Genomic DNA, 16,379 nt, shown 5'->3' with positions numbered 1-16,379 from the left:
TCACTCTCCACCTTCGTCAAGCGTCGGGCCGCCGGTGTCAGTCACAAGCCCGACATTGGAAAACCCGCCCGCATTCAACGCACCCATTACCTGCATCACCTGCGCATAAGGGATCGAGCCATCCGCCCGCAAGAACACGCGGTCACTGCTGCGCTCGGACGCGATGGCGCGCAATCTGCCAATCAATTCTTCACGCTGAATGTCAGTGGTTTGGATCTGCACTTGCCCATCGGCGGTCAGCGTCACGGTCAAGGGTTCCTCGTTGTCACCGGGCAATGCGCTTGCCGCCGTCTTGGGCAGATCCACCGGCACCCCGACCGTCAACAAAGGTGCGGCAACCATGAAGATGATCAGCAGCACCAGCATGACGTCCACAAACGGGGTCACGTTAATCTCGGCCATGGGCTGTGCACGACCGCGACGCCGTCCGCGTCTGCGCCCATTCCCGCCCGAGCTTTGCTGAACCGCCGCACCCATCTTAGCTGTCCAACTGGCGCGACAGGATGGTGGCGAACTCGTCGGCAAATGCCTCGTAGCCACCCACGATCCGATCACTATCGGCGCTGAGTTTGTTGTAGAAAATCACCGCCGGGATCGCGGCTAACAGGCCCAGACCGGTCGCCAGCAAAGCCTCGGCGATACCGGGGGCCACAACCGCCAGATTGGTGTTTTGTTGTTCGGCAATCTCGATAAAGGCGTTCATGATGCCCCAAACAGTTCCGAACAGGCCGATAAAGGGTGCGGTCGAGCCTACCGTTGCCAAGACAGGCAAACCTTTTTGCAGAGTCTCAGCCTCTTTCGCGATGGCCACATCCATCGACCGGTCGATCCGGGCCGTTGCGCCGGCAATCAACCCGCCATCCGTACGGTGCGAGCGACGCCACTCGATCATACCCGAGGCGAAGATCTTTTCCGAACTGCCGTCAGGTTGTGTGCCGATCTGCTCGAACAACTCATCCAGGGGGTTTCCGGACCAGAACGCCTCATCAAACACCTGCGCCTCGCGCCGGGCGGCCCGATAGTTGATCATTTTCTGAATGATAATACCCCAAGACCAAACCGACGCACCGATCAGCATCAGCATCACCAATTTTACGATAAAGGTCGCGCGGGCATACAGCCCCCACATGGAGAAGTCGATCTCCTGCGCCAGCGCCAGCGTTTCAGCTTCCATGAACCTGCTCTTTAGTTTTTGCCTGACGGCCGTTTCTTTGGCCTTGTTTTGATGAACGCTAACGCAGTTGGGTATGAAAAGCCAACAGAACCACCCAGGCGGTCAAAATTGTTACATCAATGCGCGAATCTCTGCCGGAAGACGCACCGGTTTGCCCTGCCCATTCATGCAAACTGCCGTGACCGAGGCAGTGAATACCTCGGTTTCCCCTCGCGTCACGCGCTGTGCCATCGTTAATCTGGCACCCGAAAGTGCCGTGATCCAGGTTTCGATCTGCAGCTCATCATCGAATTTGGCTGTGGCCAGGTATTCAGCTTCGATTTTACGCACGACCCAAACAATGCCAGCATCCCGCATCGCGTTCTGGTCGTTACCAATATTGCGTACATAGTCCGACCGGGCACGTTCGATGTATTTCAGATAGTTCGCGTGGTAGACCACGCCGCCCATATCGGTGTCTTCATAATAAACCCGGATCGGGAAAATGTGCTTTTTCAACGCGTCTGAATCTTGGGTCATGATCTGAATTCCGGCCACATAAGGACTTCTGAACAAACGGGGCATCCCCCACTCCAAACAGATGCATGTCCGCCGTGCCACCTGCAATCCCCAAGACCTGTTAATTTTCGTGATCAGGTACAGATGCTCGTATTCCAACGCTCCTCCCGATACACTCTCACTCAAGAAACCGACATTGCATAGGGGGCAACGTGGCAGGTAAAGGCCGAGAAAACAGGGCGCTACCGATTTTTCAGGGCATTCTGCCGCTGAACCTGCCCAGACTGCCGGCCGAGGTTCTGGCAGGGCTGACTTTTGCCTGCCTCGCGATCCCTGAGGTGATGGGATACACCAAAATCGCAGGCACTCCGGTCGTGACTGGCCTGTACACTATCCTCATCCCGATGGCACTGTTCGCAATCTTCGGATCTTCGCGGCATTTGGTGGTGGGCGCAGATTCAGCGACGGCGGCAATTACGGCTTCAGCGCTGGCGGGCATGGCGTTTTCGGGATCCAACGAATATCTGGCCCTTGCCTCACTCCTGGCGTTGATGGCCGGGGTATTGCTGATAGTTGCCCTAGTTATCGGCTTAGGTTTTCTTGCGGATTTCTTGTCCAGAACGGTGCTTGTTGGATTCCTTACCGGCGTCGGTATCCAGGTCGCGTGCGGTGAACTCCCCGGCTTATTGGGGATCGAGACTTCCGGACATGGCACAATCGCAAAGCTGGCAGATGCCGTGCAACAGATTGATCAGATCAGTTCCGGTACGCTACTGGTATCCGCTGCTGTTTTAGTCATCGTCGTCGGCTGCAAACGCTTGTCGAACAAAATTCCGGGGCCTTTGATCGCCATTATCGGCGTCATCCTGTGCAGTTGGGCGTTCCAACTCAGCGCATCAGGAATTGCAGTGCTTGGCCCTGTTCCCAGCGGTTTGCCCTCCTTGTCCATTCCAAATGTCGACTGGAGCTGGAACCTGTTCAAACAATTGCTGCCGACGGCCATTTCGATCTTTGTTGTCATCCTGGCACAAAGCGCAGCAACCTCGCGCGCGTACGCTGCCCGGTATGAAGAGCGCTTCAACGAAAACACTGATTTGATCGGGTTGAGTCTGGCCAATATTGGCGCTGCGTTCAGCGGGACTTTTGTGGTTAACGGTAGCCCCACAAAAACCGAAATGGTCGCAAGCGCGGGTGGGCGCAGTCAGATTGCGCAGCTGACCACCGTGCTGATCGTGCTTATTGTCATTCTGTTCCTGACCGGTCCACTGGCGTATCTGCCTAACGCCGCCCTGTCTGCAATCGTGTTTCTGATCGGACTCAAACTGATCGACGTAAAGGGTCTGATTGCGATCTATCGCCAGGCACGGTCCGAATTCTGGATCGCAGTGGCAACCGCTGCAGTTGTGGTGCTGGTTGGAGTCGAACAAGGGATCATTCTGGCGATGGCCCTATCCCTGATCGACCATACGCGACGCGGCTATCACCCCAGAAACACCGTGATCGTGCGCAATGAAACAGGCGAAGGCTGGCGCGCCAAATCCATCGAGCGCCCCAACCAGTTTGACCCCGGACTGGTGATCTATCGTTTTTCCCACAGCCTGTATTATGCCAACACGCAACGGCTTGCAGATGAGATCCGGGCGATCACGTCGGACCCACGAAACGATATACGCTGGTTCTGCCTTGAAGCATCGGCCGTAGATGACGTGGACTTCTCCGCCGGTTTCACGTTGCGCGACATGGCCCGGGTGCTGGACGCACAGGGCATTCGGTTGGTGTTCTTGCTTGTCTCACCAAAGGTGCGCGCGGAACTGGACAGGTACGGCGTCACCGATCTGGTGGGAGAGGAAGCCTTTTTCACCGACGAGACCGCATTGCTGTCAGCGTTCCACAGCAAAATCCCCTGAGGTTCGACCTAGTGGCTTGCTTGCAGACGCGCGAACAATCGTAAAGCATGTGCAGAATCCTGCGTTGCCCCTGGCAACACGGGGTCGTAAGCGGCCCGGATCAACGCGGCGACATCGGGGCGCAACACTGTTGTTTCACCTGCCACAGCCAACGGTGATTGCGCCCGAAAAGCGGTGTCAGACCAAAGCAGTATTGTCTGCACCACCTGGCTAAGCGCCAGGGTTTCAGCCGGAACTTTCGACAGCTCATTGTCCATGCGCAGAAAGACAAACGCCGCCCGAATTGCACCATCCTCTTCGAACCGGAAAACGCGGTATTGATTGGCATCTGCCGAGACCAGTCGATCCACCAAAGGCGCAAGGTCGGGGATGAGGCGGTCCAGATCGGGAACCTCCAGCAACTCCTTCCAGTCGCGGAAAAAGAAGACCATGCAGTTTGCGCCCAACTCGGGGTCGGTTTCGGCCATCTTGTGCCCGGCCAAGGTTACAACCGCCTCAAACGCGCCTTTGACGGTGGCGAGCGTATCGTCCTGCACCCCAAAAACGATCGGGACGATTGGGCGCCCCCAGCGGGCGAACAGAAACTCTCCGCTTTCGCGGGTGAACAGGGTTTGTATGTCTTCAGGGGTCACACGCAATCCTCGACACTGGGTGGCTGCTATGGCGCACCCATAAAAGTTCTGGTCTCAGGCTTCAACCAAACAGATCGCTTTGCCCCTTGGGCGCGGCCATACCCAGATGCGTCCACGCCTTTTGCGCCAGCATCCGCCCACGGGGCGTTCGTTGGATCAAACCCTGCTGCAACAGGTATGGCTCAATCACCTCTTCCAGCGAATCCCGACTTTCCGACAGCGCCGCCGAGAGCGTTTCGATCCCCACCGGTCCCCCAGCGTAATTTTCGGCAATCAGCTTGAGATAGCGCCGATCCGCACCGTCCAGACCCAGATTGTCCACGCCCAAACGGGTCAGCGCGCCATCGGCCAGTTCCTGCGTGATCCGCCCGTCGCCTTCGACGATGGCGAAATCCACCACCCGACGCAGCAGCCGCCCCGCGATGCGCGGCGTGCCACGCGACCGGCGCGCGATTTCACGCGCGCCAGCGTCATCCGCTGGGGCGCCCAGCTTGCGGGCATTACGGGTGACGATCTCGTGCAGTTCATCGACGGTGTAGAATTGCAGCCTTGTCGGAATGCCGAAACGGTCGCGCAAGGGCGTGGTCAGCAGACCCATTCGCGTGGTCGCTCCGACCAGCGTAAAGGGCTGCAACTCAATCCGAACGGTGCGCGCGGCGGGGCCTTCGCCGATCACCAGATCCAGCTCGAAATCCTCCATCGCCGGGTACAGAACCTCTTCGACGGCGGGGTTCAGGCGGTGGATTTCGTCGATAAATAGAACGTCGCGTGATTCCAGATTGGTCAGGATCGCCGCCAGATCACCCGCCTTGGCCAGCACGGGGCCAGAGGTCATGCGGAAATTCACCCCCAGCTCGCGCGCCATGATCTGTGCCAGCGTCGTCTTGCCAAGGCCCGGAGGGCCATGAAACAGCGTATGGTCCATCGCCTCGCCCCGCTGACGGGCCGATTGGATGAAGATGCGTAGGTTGGCGCGTGCTTCGGCCTGACCGATGAATTCATCCAATCCCTGAGGACGCAGGGCGCGATCGTTATCCTCGGGCAAAGGGTCAGCGCGCAGGGTTGGATCGGCGTCAGTCATTCATTCAGCCTTTCGGAGCCAGCAGTTTCAACGCCGCCCGGATCAACTCGGCCTCGCCCGCATCCGGCAGGCTGGCGGCCGCTTCGGCCACAGCCGAGGCCGCCTCGGACGGGCCGTACCCCAGATTGGACAGCGCCGACAACGCACCAGCCGAGGCCGCCGCATTGCCCGAGGCCGGTTTCGCAGCGCGTTTCGGCGCAGGCGCGGGCTCAACCAATTCGACCGTTTCCAGCACAGGGCCATCCATCGCCTCGGTCACGGTGCCGCCCATGGCCATCACACCCGGCGCTTTGTCTTTCAGGTCCAGAACGATGCGCTGCGCCGTCTTCGGCCCCACGCCCTTGGCCGCCTTGACCGCGCCCCAATCGCCCAAGGCAATCGCGCGACTAACCCCATCCGGCCCCAGCGCCGACAAGATCGCCAAAGACACTTTGGCCCCCACGCCCTGAACGGAACACAGCAGCCGATGCCATTCCTTTTCGACCAGAGACAAGAAACCATACAACTGCATCAGGTCTTCGCGCACGACCATGTCGGTATAGATCGAGACCGCCTCACCCACACCCGGTAGCGCCGCCATGGTCCGGTCCGAGCAATAGACGATGTACCCAACCCCGCGCACGTCGATCAGGACGTGATCCGCCGCGCGGTAATCCAGTCGTCCTGTGAGTTTTCCGATCATGCCCGCACCTCTTTCATCCGCGCCTGCGGCGCCGTGCCGTAGTAGGAATGACAGATCGCAATCGCCAGCGCATCTGCGGCATCCGCGCCTTTGGGCTGACACCCGGGCAGCTGCAGCTTTACCATGTGCAAGACTTGCTCTTTCTCGGCGTGCCCGACACCTACCACCGTTTTCTTGACCCGGTTCGGCGCGTATTCCCCTACTGGCAACCCCGCCTGCGCCAAAGTAAGCAGCGCAACCCCGCGCGCCTGACCCAGTTTCAACGTTCCAGCGCCATCCTTATTCACGAATGTCTGCTCGATCGCGGCTTGATCGGGTGCGTGTTCGACGATCACCTCGACAATCTGGTTGTGCAGAGACAACAGCCGCTCACCCAAATCATCCCCATCCGATTTGCACAGCCCGTTGGCCACATGGCTCAGACGGCTGCCATGCGATTCGATGACGCCCCATCCCAGGGTTCGTAGCCCCGGATCAATGCCCAAAATTCGCATGTTGTGCCCCAGCCTGCTCGGGTTTTTGTGATCTTTCTTACGGGTTAGCACGAAGCGTGAACATTTTCCAAGCGAATTGACGGGCGGGCTAAAAACGACAGACTTGTTTCGCCACCGACAAATCAGTCAATTTACGACAGCGGAAAGCCTGTTTTCGACATGTTTTATGACCGTAAAATGGCCATAATATTAAGGGGTTTTCACAAATTCCGAGACTTGCAAAAAACGCATAGGACACATGCGTTTTCATCACTTGCAGTGTCAGAACGACATCCCTAAATGCCCGTCAAATCGAATGACACTCATGGAACTCTAACCAGAAGGAAACAGGATATGGCTGCACTGGATACCACCCGCGCCACCACTGGCTCATTCGGCCCTGCTGGCCGTATCGGCGGAATTTTTGCATCGGCCGTAAGCGCCGTTATCGAATGGAATGACGCCCGCATGACCCGTAATGCGCTGAGCGGTCTGACAGATCGCGAACTGGAAGATATCGGTCTGTGCCGGGGCGACATCGACGTCGTGGCAGAAGGCCGCCGGTAGGGATTAGCACACCCCCACCACTCACAAGCCCCTTTCTCCCTCGGGGGCAAAGAAGAACGCCGCGCATTCATCTATGCGCGGCGTTTTTCGTCAGAGCAGACGAAACTCAGGGCAAATATTTGGCGACCTGAGTTGAGAGAAACGAAGAAAGCGGATCAATCTGCATGATCCACGCACCAGCTTTTTCGACCTGAGTGCCTTCGGCAAGGCTGTCCACGCGATACTGATACCCGCCAGAACCTAAGCTCGTAAGCAAGAAAGTTTTGAATGCGACAAAGCCCAAAAAAGCCATCACAAGAACTTTGAACGGCACAGCCGACTGAACACGCTGCGGCCTCATAACGACAAGACCATCTTTGCGCATCGTCGCGCGATAGCCTCGGCTGAGTTTTGCGTGCTTTTTGTTCAGGCGATGAATGCGCTGATCAAATTCCAGTTGTTTTCCAGTCATGGCAGCCTCCACAAACCGCCCCCGATATCCATGCTTGAACCGTAAAAAGAGATTGCGCCAAAAAAGTGGCAGGAATCCACAAAACTCCTGTAAATGGCCCGAATTTAGCCCTGTTTGCTTAAGATTAGCGTCGTCCACTCGCCAATCTGAGATCTTTGAGTGAGATTGAACTCGTTTTGAGAATAAACCGAGACCACATCATCGGCCTGTTCGTTCAGAATTCCAGATAGAATCGCATACCCGCCAGCGTTCAGATTCGCCCCGATCTCGGGTGCCAACGCGACTAGAGGGCCTTTCAGGATGTTGGCAAAAATCAGATCGTAGGGCGCATGCGCTTTCAGGTCGGGATGGTCGAACCCCGCCGCCTCGACACACTGCACCTGTCCGGCCATGCCATTGGCTTTCAAGTTCGCCTCGGCCACATCGACGGCCACCTGGTCAATATCGCTGGCGATGATATCACCCCGCCATACCCGCGCTGCGGCCATGGCCAGAACAGCGGTGCCGCAGCCGATATCGGCCACCTTCGTCGCCTCGAACCCCTCATTCAGCAGATGATCCAGCGCCTTGAGGCACCCCAGCGTCGTCCCGTGGTGTCCGGTGCCAAAAGCCATCGCGGCCTCGATCAGCAGGGGAATGCGGCCTTCGGGCAGTTTGTCCGCGTCGTGGCTGCCATAGACAAAGAACCGCCCGGCCTCGACCGGGGCGAGTTCGCGTCGCACATGAGCGACCCAATCGGTTTCGGGCAGTTCCGAGACGACAAAGCGCTTGGCCTCGAATGCGGCGGCCAGAACGGCCAGCGCGGTTTCATCCGGGGTTTCTATGAAATAGCCACCAACTTCCCACAGGCCCGAGCCATCCTCGACCTCGAACACACCAACGCCGGTGGGTTCCGGTTCCAGACGCTCCATTGCTTCGCCCAAGCCTTCGGCGGCTTTCTTGCCCATCAGAGTGGTCAGCGCGGTGAATGTGGGCATGGGGGCCTCCTGTTTGGGTTTCCCCTGCGCCTAGGCCGCCGGGCAGGCAAGGTCAAGCGCTGGCTTATTCCGCAGGGGCCGGGGCGTATTTTGACAGGATGGTTTCATTGCCCGGCTCGGGGTGGCGCGGGATCAGCAACGACAAGGCCAGCGAGATCATCGCCATCGCTGCCGCCAGCGTAAACACCGCGCCGGGCGAGACCACCCACAGCAAACCCAGCAACGCCGGCAGGAACACGGCGGCGATGTGGTTGATCGTGAACGCCACCGCTGCGGTTGGTGCGATATCGGCAGGGTCGGCGATTTTCTGGAAATAGGTTTTCAGCGCCAGCGCCAGCGCGAACAGCACATGGTCAATCACGTAAAGGATCGCGGCCAGCACCACGCCCCAACCGAACCAGTAGATACCGCCATAGGCCGCGAACACGATGGCCAGACCGGCATATTCAAAGATCAGCGTGCGGCGCTCGCCGAACACGGACACGGCTTTGCCCAGCATCGGAGCGGCGGCCATGTTGATCACCAGATTGATCAGATAGAGGCTGGTTAGCTCATGCACCTCGAACCCAAATTTCTCGACCATCATGAAGCCTGCGAAGACGACAAAGATCTGCCGCCGGGCACCGGCCATGAATTGCAGGGCGTAATACAGCCAATAGCGTTTGCGCAGGATCAGTTTCTTGGTCTGCGGCGTCGGCGCATCGAATTGCGGGTAAGCCAGCAGGCAGAACAGCGCCAACAGGGCCGTCACGCCGCCCGCCGCCATGAAGACGAAGTTATAGGACAGATCGAACCGGTCCCATGTCAGTACGATCAAACCGTACACCACTGCTGTCGCCGCTGAGCCCATCGCGACCAGCCAGCCCAACACCTGCGGCGCACGATCCTTGGGCAACCATTGCAGTTGCAGCGACTGGTTTACCGTCTCGTAATAGTGAAACCCGATCGAGCTGAACAGCGTCACGAACAGTAGCCCGCCAAGGCTGGGGAACCACGCAGTGATTGCCGTCGCAACGCCCAGCATCATCAGCGAGATCATCGCCAGCACTTGTTCACGGATAAAGATGATAACCGCAATCACACCAACGGCCAGAAAGCCCGGAATTTCGCGAACGGTGTGCAGCAGACCAATATCCGCTCCGTCGAAATTCGCCACTTCGATGACGAAATTGTTCAGCAGCGCGCTCCATGCGTTGAACGCAATGGGCATCATCAACGCCATCATGAACAAGAGCGTTATGGGACGGCGCCAGAACGGAAGGCTCTGCGCGTCAGAGAGCGGCATGGGTTTCAGCATGACACCGCTCTACGCTCATTTTTACAGTTTGGCGAGGGGGCAGACGCACAAGCGACCTGCACAGGTGCAGAGGTCAGTAAAAACTCTGTGGGTCGATATCGACAGTTAGGCGAATGTCGCCCTTCAGACGCAAGGGTGCGATCCAGCGGGCGATGGCGTCCTGAATGGGCGCTCCCTTGGGGGCTTTGACCAGCAGGCGCACACGATGTCGCCCGCGTATCCGCGCAATCGGCGCGGGCGCAGGACCAAAGACCTGTGCATCAATCGCGCGCAGCGGCGCATCGTTGCGCGCCATCGCGTTACCGATGTCGAAAACCGGCCCGACCTCGGGCCCGGACAACACGATCCCGGCCATGCGCCCATAGGGCGGGACGCCAGCGGCCTGACGCCCGGCGGCCTCGGCCTTCCAGAACCCTTCTTCATCGCCTGACAGAATGGCGCGGATCACCGGGTGTTCAGGCTGAAACGTCTGCAACAGCGCTTGCCCCGGCTTATCCGCCCGTCCCGCCCGGCCTGCAACCTGCCGCATAAGCTGGAATGTGCGCTCCGCTGCCCGCAGGTCGGCCCCGTGCAGCGACAGGTCGGCATCAATCACTCCTACCAAAGTCAGTTTGGGAAAGTTGTGCCCCTTAGCCACCAGTTGCGTGCCGATGACGATATCCGCGTCGCCCTCGGCGATCTCTTCGATCTTGGCCTTCAATGCACGGGCTGAACCGAACAGATCGGAACTCAGCATCGCGATCTTAGCCTCGGGGAAAGTGGCCTCCGCCTCTTCTGCCAGCCGCTCGATCCCCGGCCCGACCGGGGCAAGCTTGCCTTCGACCCCGCATGACGGGCAGGTATCCGGCATGGGCTTTGTCTCACCGCACTGATGGCACATCAGGCGTTTAAGGAACCGGTGTTCCACCATCCGCGCATCGCAATGATCACAGGCAATCTGTTCGCCGCACGCCCGGCACAGCGTCACTGGCGCATAGCCACGGCGGTTGATGAACAGCAGCGATTGTTCCCCGCGTTCGATCCGCTGCCGCACCGCCTGCCGCAGCGACGGCGAAATCCATGTCCCCGGCTGCATCTGCTCGGCGCGCATGTCGATGGGCTTCATCTCGGGCAGCACCGCCGCCCCAAAGCGCGAGGTAAGGTCCAGCCGCTCATATTTTCCGGCCTCGGCATTCGCCCAGCTTTCCAGCGAGGGCGTCGCACTGGCCAGAATCACGCGCGCCCCGCAGACCGAGGACCGCAGCACCGCCATATCCCGCGCGCTGTAATGCACGCCGTCTTCCTGTTTGTAAGAGGTGTCGTGTTCTTCATCGACCACCACCAGCCCCAGATCGCGGAACGGAAGAAACAGCGCCGAACGCGCGCCGACGACCAGTTGCGCTTCCCCCTGCCCGACCATGCGCCAGACCCGCCGGCGTTCGGTCATGGTTGCACCCGAGTGCCATTCGGCAGGCCGCGCGCCGAACCGAACCTCGACCCGCGTCAGGAATTCGGCGGTCAGGGCGATCTCGGGCAGCAGAACCAGCGCTTGCCGCCCCATGCGCAGGGCTTCGGCGACGGCCTCTAGGTAAACCTCGGTCTTGCCCGAGCCGGTGACGCCCTTCAGCAATGTCGTGCCATAGTCGCCGGACCGTTGCCCAGCCTGCAGGCGCGCGACAGCGTCGGCCTGATCCCCGGTCAGCGTCTTGCCCGGCAAGTCCGGATCCAGCCGGGGATAGGGCAAATCACGTGGGCTGTCTTCCTCGCGCACTGCGCCTTGCTTGACCAACCCCTTGACGACCGAGGAAGTCACCCCCGCCTGCTCGGCCAACTCCTTTAACGTGAACGCCAAGCCGCCGTAGTCGCGCAGCACCTCAAGCACGCGGGTCCGCGCATCGGTTATGCGGTCTGGCTCGGCACTGCCCAAACGATAGATTTTCCGCATCGAGGGCGGATCGCCCAGCCCCGGCGCACGGGTCGCCAAGCGCAGCATCGCAGGCATCGGTGTCAGCGTGTAATCGGCCACCTTGCCCAGAAACAACCGCATCTCTTCGCGCATCGGCGCAACCTCGAGCACCCGGATCACGGATCGCGCCTTGGCCAGATCAAAACCGCCCTGCCCCGGCCCCCAAACCACACCCAGAACCTTGCGCGGGCCCAGCGGCACCTCGACAAACGCGCCCAGAAAACACCCGCCCTCGGGCGCTTTGTAATCCAGCGTCCGGTCCAAGGGCTGTGTGGTCAGCACAGCCACCAGCTCACCCTGATCGAAATACTCCTGCGCGCTCACCGCATCTCCTCGGGTCGGGGGTTTCAGCATCGGTGTTATTGGGGTAAAGCCATCCGCAACCAAGGCCAACCCATCAAAGGACTGCCCGCATGAAATTCTTCGTAGACACCGCCGAGATCGACGCCATCGCCGAACTGAACGATCTGGGAATGGTAGACGGTGTGACCACCAACCCCTCGCTGATCCTGAAATCGGGCCGCGATATTCTAGAAGTCACCAAAGAGATCTGTGATCTGGTCGACGGCCCCGTATCCGCCGAAGTCGTCGCGACCGAGGCCGACGACATGATCGCCGAAGGCCGTAAGCTGGCCCAGATCGCGCCGAACATCGCCGTGAAGGTTCCGCTGACATGGGCGGGGCTGAAAACCTGTAAAACCCTGTCCGACGAAGGCCAGATGGTCAACGTCACGCTCTGCTTCTCGGCCAATCAGGCACTGCTCGCCGCCAAGGCGGGCGCGACCTTTATCTCGCCCTTCATCGGCCGTCTGGACGATATCAACCTCGACGGCATGGATCTGATCGCTGATATCCGCCAGATCTATGACAATTACGGATTCGAGACCGAAATTCTGGCCGCCTCGATCCGCACCGTGAACCACGTGACCGACAGCGCTCGCATCGGCGCCGACGTGATCACTGCCCCGCCCGCCGTGATCAAGAAACTGGCCGATCACCCGCTGACCGACAAGGGGCTTGAAACCTTCCTGGCCGACTGGGCCAAGACCGGTCAGAAAATCCTCTGATCCCTGACACTGCCGCGCGGTGCTGCCAGGCACCGCGCCCGGCCCAACTGCCAGCCCTGATCGCAGATCAGGGTCTTGCAGGCGGGAGAGGCCCCGTCGCGCAAATGACGGGAAATCCAACCACAGGCTCACTTTTCCCAAGGCAAATCGGTCCAGCCGTGTTATAAGGCCGCAAAACATAAAAAAGACCGGACGGGACATGAGCAGCAATACCAAACTCAAGGACACTCTCCGCGAGGCGATTCTGGCCGAGCCTGACGCAGTTCTCGACGACAAGGACCTGATGCAGGCGCTTGTCGCCGCCAACGAACGGGCGCGCGGAGACAACATCATCGACCTGCGTGGCATCGCCATGCAACGTCTCGAAGCACGACTGGATCGGCTTGAAGACACGCACCGTTCGGTGATCGCCGCCGCTTACGAAAACCTTGCAGGCACCAATCAGGTCCACCGCGCAATCTTGCGCCTGCTGGAGCCCACAGGGTTCGAAGACTTCCTGCGCACGCTCGGTACGGATGTGGCCGAGATATTGCGCGTTGATCGCATCACTCTGGTGCTGGAAACCACTGCTCTGCAGCAAGACCCGGCTATCGAGAAACTGGGCGGTGCACTGGCCATTGTCGAACCCGGTTTTGTCGACAACTACCTGACATTCGACCGCAGCGGCCCCGCACGTGAGGTCGTGTTGCGTGAAGTCATTCATCCCACCCACCGCATATTCGGCGAGCAAGCCGACCACCTGCGGTCTGAGGCGTGCATGAGACTGGATCTTGGCGAGGGTCGCCTGCCGGGCATGATTATCATGAGCGCGAAGGACCCCAACCATTTCACTCCGCAACTGGGAACAGATCTGCTGACCTTTTTCGCCGGCGTGTTCGAACGTTCCATGCGCAACTGGCTGTCATGAGCCTGATCTCTCCGGCCTGCCGCGACGCGTTGCAGCATTGGCTTGAGGGACTTGTAGCCCTGTCCGGGCGCGCGGAAAATACGCAGGCCGCCTATCGCAGCGACGTGGCCGAATTCTTGTCGTTCATGACTCTGCACCACAGCGAACGCCAGGGGCTGGCCGCTTTGGCGCGAATTACAGTATCCGACATGCGCGCCTGGATGGCCGATCAGCGCAGCTCCGGCGTCGGCGCAAGGTCCTTGGCGCGCAAGCTATCTGCAGTCAAAACCTTTTATCGCTGGCTGGCGGAACGGGAAGGGTTCGAGCCGACAGCCGTTTTGTCAACGCGTGCCCCCAAATTCACCCAAAAGCTACCCCGCCCCGTGGCCGAAGACGCCGCCCGCGCCTTGATAGAAACAGTCGAGCTACAATCGACCAGTGATTGGATTTCGGCTCGCGATGCGGCCGTAGTCACCTTGCTTTATGGCTGCGGCCTACGGATTTCCGAAGCCCTTTCCCTGACTGGTGCCGACGCTCCTCTACCCCAATCGCTGCGAATCGTCGGCAAAGGCAACAAAGAACGGATCGTGCCGGTCTTGCCTGCCGCACGGGCGGCCGTCGATCGTTACGCGATCCTGTGTCCGCATCCGCTGGCCAAAGACAAACCTCTGTTTCGCGGTGTGCGGGGTGGGGTGCTGAACCCTCGCGCCATTCAGGCGGTTATGGCAAAAGCCCGTCAGCAACTTGGGCTACCGGCCACGGCGACCCCGCACGCCATGCGGCACAGCTTTGCAACCCACCTTTTATCCGCTGGAGGGGACCTGCGCGCGATTCAAGAATTGCTGGGTCATGCCTCACTTTCAACCACACAGGCCTATACCGCCGTCGACACAACCCGCCTGATGGAGGTGTACGACCGCACCCATCCCAAGGCATGACGCAATGCATTTTCGCATGTCCCGGCTTTTTGCTTTGCATCTTGGGCACGCTTCGTACATGACACGCGAATGACACTCAGATTCAAAGCTCTATCCGTTCATCTTTTCACTGCAACCGGTGCAGTTTTTGCCATGCTCGCCATGCTGGCCGCCGTCGAGGAAAAGTGGAGCCTGATGTATTTGTGGCTGGTTGTGTCCTTCATCGTGGATGGAATCGATGGCCCTTTGGCGCGGCATTATCACGTCAAGCACAATGCGCCTGAATTCGATGGTGTTCTGCTGGATCTAATCATCGACTACCTGACATATGTTTTCATCCCGGCCTTCGCCCTGTTTAAATCCGGACTGATGGACGGTTGGACCGGCTGGTTCGCCATCATCGTCATCACCTTTGCCAGCGCCATGTATTTCGCGGATACGCGGATGAAGACCAAGGATAACTCGTTCTCCGGCTTTCCCGGCTGCTGGAATATGTTCGTCATCGTGATCTTCGCGCTCGAGCCGAATTTCTGGGTGATCCTGCTGCTGGTCTCGCTGCTGTCGCTGGCGATGTTCCTGCCGCTGAAATTCGTCCACCCCGTCCGCACCGAGCGCTGGCGCAATTTGACCCTCCCAATGGCGCTTGCCTGGACCTTCTTCGCAGGCTGGGCCGCCTGGGTCGATTTCCACCCCGAAAGCTGGGCACACTGGGGGCTCGTGATCACCAGCCTCTACCTGGTGTTTGCAGGGATCGCCCAGCAGGTGATCCCCCAGCGCAAGAGTTAAAGAACCTCCTGCACCTCGAACTCGGTGCCATTATGGGTGAAAACGTCGCCTTCTTGCAGCCCCGTCATCGTTAGATAAATCGGGCTTTGGGTTGAGATGCCCATATAGGTCTTGCCCTCAACCTCGAACCGCGTGGTCGATACACAGACGACAAAGCGCCGATTGTTGAACTTGACCACGGCTCCGGGCTTGACCGTATCAGTCACACTGAAATCGGTGTTCTCGATCACGTCGATCTTGGCGTGATGCGCCTGAACCGGCGCATCAAACGCCGCCGCCAGATCCGCACTTTCCCGAGAGGCCGCAATGTCGTCCTTGTCATGTCCTTCGCGATCATCCAGCTGCGACTCTTTCATGAACGCATCGTAATGGGCCTGAGCGGTTGCCAGTTCCTGTTCTTCCAACGACATCAGGCGGTCAATAATGGCCTTCTTACGAGCGGCAGGGTCTGTATGAGCTGTCATGATCTTTGATCCCTTGAGTTCTCAATATGAGATAAATTGAGCTTCAAGCAACGGGATTGCAACAGAAATCCGCTCCTCAGATCAGCAAACCCGCCGCCCGTTCGTGTCGCAGTAAGGCTACCTTGGTCTCCACACCGCCCTCGCCCGAGAACCCGCCCAGCCCGTTTGCCGCCAACACCCGATGGCACGGGATGATAACGGGAATTGGATTGGCTCCACAGGCTTGTCCTACGAGTTGCGGCGGCTGGCCCAGCTCTTTGGCGATCTCGCCATAGGTCCGCGTTTCACCCAGCGGAATGGCAAACATCAGGTCGCAAACCTGCCGCTGAAACTTCGATCCGGCGATGTGGTATGGCAGATCAAACCGGTCCAACTGCCCCCGGTCATAGGCCCGCAATTGCGCCGCAGCCTCACGCAACAAAGGCGTGACCGGCCCGTCATCCACCCCGTCCCAAACCAGACGCGTCAGCGCCCCATCGGTTTCCTCAACCCCAAGGCGGCCAAACTGAGTATCAACGGCAATCATCGGCATAGAAAAAGGGTTGCAGATGTTTCGCCACACCCGCAACCCCAAT

General features: G+C 59.3%; 19 protein-coding genes. 6 read left to right on the top strand and 13 right to left on the bottom strand.

Translation table 11 applies throughout. The annotated features are described in order from the left end of the window. The 3 genes from tolR to ybgC all read right to left on the bottom strand — a co-directional run bounded on the left by tolR (position 1) and on the right by ybgC (position 1,693). Positions 1-477: a protein TolR gene (gene tolR / locus AC2FNR_RS08205; protein ID WP_170753725.1), complete on the bottom strand. Its 477-nt coding sequence runs from the start codon at positions 475-477 to the stop codon at positions 1-3. 1 nt (position 478) lies between these two features. Then, positions 479-1,174: a protein TolQ gene (tolQ, locus tag AC2FNR_RS08200; protein ID WP_496848673.1), complete on the bottom strand. Its 696-nt coding sequence runs from the start codon at positions 1,172-1,174 to the stop codon at positions 479-481. Between the two features lie 111 nt (positions 1,175-1,285). Beyond that, on the bottom strand, positions 1,286-1,693 hold the full coding sequence (ybgC, locus tag AC2FNR_RS08195) for a tol-pal system-associated acyl-CoA thioesterase (RefSeq protein ID WP_170753724.1): 408 nt from the start codon (positions 1,691-1,693) through the stop codon (positions 1,286-1,288). A gap of 191 nt (positions 1,694-1,884) precedes the next feature. On the opposite strand from ybgC, the gene AC2FNR_RS08190 reads away from it, so the two are divergent. Beyond that, positions 1,885-3,579 (top strand): SulP family inorganic anion transporter, encoded by a 1,695-nt coding sequence (locus AC2FNR_RS08190; protein WP_496848671.1) that lies wholly within the window; start codon positions 1,885-1,887, stop codon positions 3,577-3,579. Positions 3,580-3,587: 8 nt separating this feature from the next. Here the strand turns inward: AC2FNR_RS08190 and AC2FNR_RS08185 are convergent, their stop codons facing one another. The 4 genes from AC2FNR_RS08185 to ruvC all read right to left on the bottom strand — a co-directional run bounded on the left by AC2FNR_RS08185 (position 3,588) and on the right by ruvC (position 6,468). Then, positions 3,588-4,211, bottom strand: a complete 624-nt coding sequence (locus AC2FNR_RS08185; RefSeq protein ID WP_496848670.1) for a hypothetical protein — start codon at positions 4,209-4,211, stop codon at positions 3,588-3,590. Between the two features lie 61 nt (positions 4,212-4,272). Next, positions 4,273-5,292, bottom strand: coding sequence for a Holliday junction branch migration DNA helicase RuvB (gene ruvB, locus AC2FNR_RS08180; protein WP_480866206.1), 1,020 nt, complete (start codon positions 5,290-5,292; stop codon positions 4,273-4,275). A 4-nt stretch (positions 5,293-5,296) separates the two neighbouring features. Further along, on the bottom strand, positions 5,297-5,974 hold the full coding sequence (gene ruvA / locus AC2FNR_RS08175) for a Holliday junction branch migration protein RuvA (RefSeq protein WP_170354910.1): 678 nt from the start codon (positions 5,972-5,974) through the stop codon (positions 5,297-5,299). Continuing rightward, positions 5,971-6,468, bottom strand: coding sequence for a crossover junction endodeoxyribonuclease RuvC (gene ruvC, locus AC2FNR_RS08170; protein ID WP_496848667.1), 498 nt, complete (start codon positions 6,466-6,468; stop codon positions 5,971-5,973). The genes ruvA and ruvC overlap by 4 nt, the downstream gene beginning before the upstream one ends. 333 nt (positions 6,469-6,801) lie before the next feature. Here ruvC and AC2FNR_RS08165 point away from each other — a divergent pair, with 333 nt between their 5' ends. Next, positions 6,802-7,014 (top strand): DUF1127 domain-containing protein, encoded by a 213-nt coding sequence (locus AC2FNR_RS08165; protein ID WP_480866211.1) that lies wholly within the window; start codon positions 6,802-6,804, stop codon positions 7,012-7,014. A 106-nt stretch (positions 7,015-7,120) separates the two neighbouring features. Here AC2FNR_RS08165 and AC2FNR_RS08160 read toward each other — a convergent pair whose 3' ends face one another. The 4 genes from AC2FNR_RS08160 to AC2FNR_RS08145 form a co-directional block, all read right to left on the bottom strand. Then, positions 7,121-7,603: a hypothetical protein gene (locus tag AC2FNR_RS08160; RefSeq protein WP_496848666.1), complete on the bottom strand. Its 483-nt coding sequence runs from the start codon at positions 7,601-7,603 to the stop codon at positions 7,121-7,123. After that, entirely contained in the window at positions 7,570-8,442 is an 873-nt protein-coding gene (locus tag AC2FNR_RS08155) for a 50S ribosomal protein L11 methyltransferase (RefSeq protein WP_496848665.1), read from the bottom strand. The genes AC2FNR_RS08160 and AC2FNR_RS08155 overlap by 34 nt, the downstream gene beginning before the upstream one ends. Before the next feature lie 64 nt (positions 8,443-8,506). Continuing rightward, positions 8,507-9,739: an MFS transporter gene (locus tag AC2FNR_RS08150; RefSeq protein ID WP_170769953.1), complete on the bottom strand. Its 1,233-nt coding sequence runs from the start codon at positions 9,737-9,739 to the stop codon at positions 8,507-8,509. A 73-nt stretch (positions 9,740-9,812) separates the two neighbouring features. Next, entirely contained in the window at positions 9,813-12,038 is a 2,226-nt protein-coding gene (locus AC2FNR_RS08145) for a primosomal protein N' (protein ID WP_496848664.1), read from the bottom strand. Positions 12,039-12,097: 59 nt separating this feature from the next. Between AC2FNR_RS08145 and fsa the strand changes: the two genes are divergently transcribed. The 4 genes from fsa to AC2FNR_RS08125 all read left to right on the top strand — a co-directional run bounded on the left by fsa (position 12,098) and on the right by AC2FNR_RS08125 (position 15,340). Further along, positions 12,098-12,751 (top strand): fructose-6-phosphate aldolase, encoded by a 654-nt coding sequence (fsa, locus tag AC2FNR_RS08140; protein WP_170354905.1) that lies wholly within the window; start codon positions 12,098-12,100, stop codon positions 12,749-12,751. A 199-nt stretch (positions 12,752-12,950) separates the two neighbouring features. Then, the gene (locus AC2FNR_RS08135; RefSeq protein WP_480866218.1) at positions 12,951-13,658 is read left to right on the top strand and encodes a DUF484 family protein; all 708 of its coding nucleotides are present in this window, start codon (positions 12,951-12,953) and stop codon (positions 13,656-13,658) included. Continuing rightward, the gene (locus tag AC2FNR_RS08130) at positions 13,655-14,575 is read left to right on the top strand and encodes a tyrosine recombinase XerC (protein ID WP_496848663.1); all 921 of its coding nucleotides are present in this window, start codon (positions 13,655-13,657) and stop codon (positions 14,573-14,575) included. The genes AC2FNR_RS08135 and AC2FNR_RS08130 overlap by 4 nt, the downstream gene beginning before the upstream one ends. Positions 14,576-14,644: 69 nt before the next feature. Continuing rightward, positions 14,645-15,340: a CDP-alcohol phosphatidyltransferase family protein gene (locus tag AC2FNR_RS08125; RefSeq protein WP_170354902.1), complete on the top strand. Its 696-nt coding sequence runs from the start codon at positions 14,645-14,647 to the stop codon at positions 15,338-15,340. Here AC2FNR_RS08125 and AC2FNR_RS08120 read toward each other — a convergent pair. Together AC2FNR_RS08120 and AC2FNR_RS08115 are read right to left on the bottom strand one after the other, a co-directional pair. Next, the gene (locus AC2FNR_RS08120) at positions 15,337-15,804 is read right to left on the bottom strand and encodes a hypothetical protein (protein ID WP_170354901.1); all 468 of its coding nucleotides are present in this window, start codon (positions 15,802-15,804) and stop codon (positions 15,337-15,339) included. The genes AC2FNR_RS08125 and AC2FNR_RS08120 overlap by 4 nt on opposite strands. A gap of 76 nt (positions 15,805-15,880) precedes the next feature. Further along, on the bottom strand, positions 15,881-16,336 hold the full coding sequence (locus tag AC2FNR_RS08115) for a methylated-DNA--[protein]-cysteine S-methyltransferase (protein WP_496848661.1): 456 nt from the start codon (positions 16,334-16,336) through the stop codon (positions 15,881-15,883). Positions 16,337-16,379: the final 43 nt, after the last annotated feature.

It is taken from the genome of Ruegeria sp. SATB045 (assembly GCF_059613525.1).
This window is presented reverse-complemented; position numbering and strand designations above follow the sequence as displayed.

Excerpts from the sequence above, each read along its gene's own strand:
- ybgC (WP_170753724.1), bottom strand. The coding sequence starts at position 1,693 with ATGACCCAAGATTCAGACGCGTTGAAAAAGCACATTTTCCCGATCCGG.
- ruvA (WP_170354910.1), bottom strand. The coding sequence starts at position 5,974 with ATGATCGGAAAACTCACAGGACGACTGGATTACCGCGCGGCGGATCAC.
- AC2FNR_RS08115 (WP_496848661.1), bottom strand. The coding sequence starts at position 16,336 with ATGCCGATGATTGCCGTTGATACTCAGTTTGGCCGCCTTGGGGTTGAG.
- AC2FNR_RS08120 (WP_170354901.1), bottom strand. The coding sequence starts at position 15,804 with ATGACAGCTCATACAGACCCTGCCGCTCGTAAGAAGGCCATTATTGAC.
- AC2FNR_RS08125 (WP_170354902.1), top strand. The coding sequence starts at position 14,645 with ATGACACTCAGATTCAAAGCTCTATCCGTTCATCTTTTCACTGCAACC.
- tolR (WP_170753725.1), bottom strand. The coding sequence starts at position 477 with ATGGGTGCGGCGGTTCAGCAAAGCTCGGGCGGGAATGGGCGCAGACGC.
- AC2FNR_RS08145 (WP_496848664.1), bottom strand. The coding sequence starts at position 12,038 with ATGCTGAAACCCCCGACCCGAGGAGATGCGGTGAGCGCGCAGGAGTAT.
- tolQ (WP_496848673.1), bottom strand. The coding sequence starts at position 1,174 with ATGGAAGCTGAAACGCTGGCGCTGGCGCAGGAGATCGACTTCTCCATG.
- AC2FNR_RS08165 (WP_480866211.1), top strand. The coding sequence starts at position 6,802 with ATGGCTGCACTGGATACCACCCGCGCCACCACTGGCTCATTCGGCCCT.
- ruvB (WP_480866206.1), bottom strand. The coding sequence starts at position 5,292 with ATGACTGACGCCGATCCAACCCTGCGCGCTGACCCTTTGCCCGAGGAT.
- ruvC (WP_496848667.1), bottom strand. The coding sequence starts at position 6,468 with ATGCGAATTTTGGGCATTGATCCGGGGCTACGAACCCTGGGATGGGGC.
- fsa (WP_170354905.1), top strand. The coding sequence starts at position 12,098 with ATGAAATTCTTCGTAGACACCGCCGAGATCGACGCCATCGCCGAACTG.
- AC2FNR_RS08150 (WP_170769953.1), bottom strand. The coding sequence starts at position 9,739 with ATGCTGAAACCCATGCCGCTCTCTGACGCGCAGAGCCTTCCGTTCTGG.
- AC2FNR_RS08130 (WP_496848663.1), top strand. The coding sequence starts at position 13,655 with ATGAGCCTGATCTCTCCGGCCTGCCGCGACGCGTTGCAGCATTGGCTT.
- AC2FNR_RS08135 (WP_480866218.1), top strand. The coding sequence starts at position 12,951 with ATGAGCAGCAATACCAAACTCAAGGACACTCTCCGCGAGGCGATTCTG.
- AC2FNR_RS08155 (WP_496848665.1), bottom strand. The coding sequence starts at position 8,442 with ATGCCCACATTCACCGCGCTGACCACTCTGATGGGCAAGAAAGCCGCC.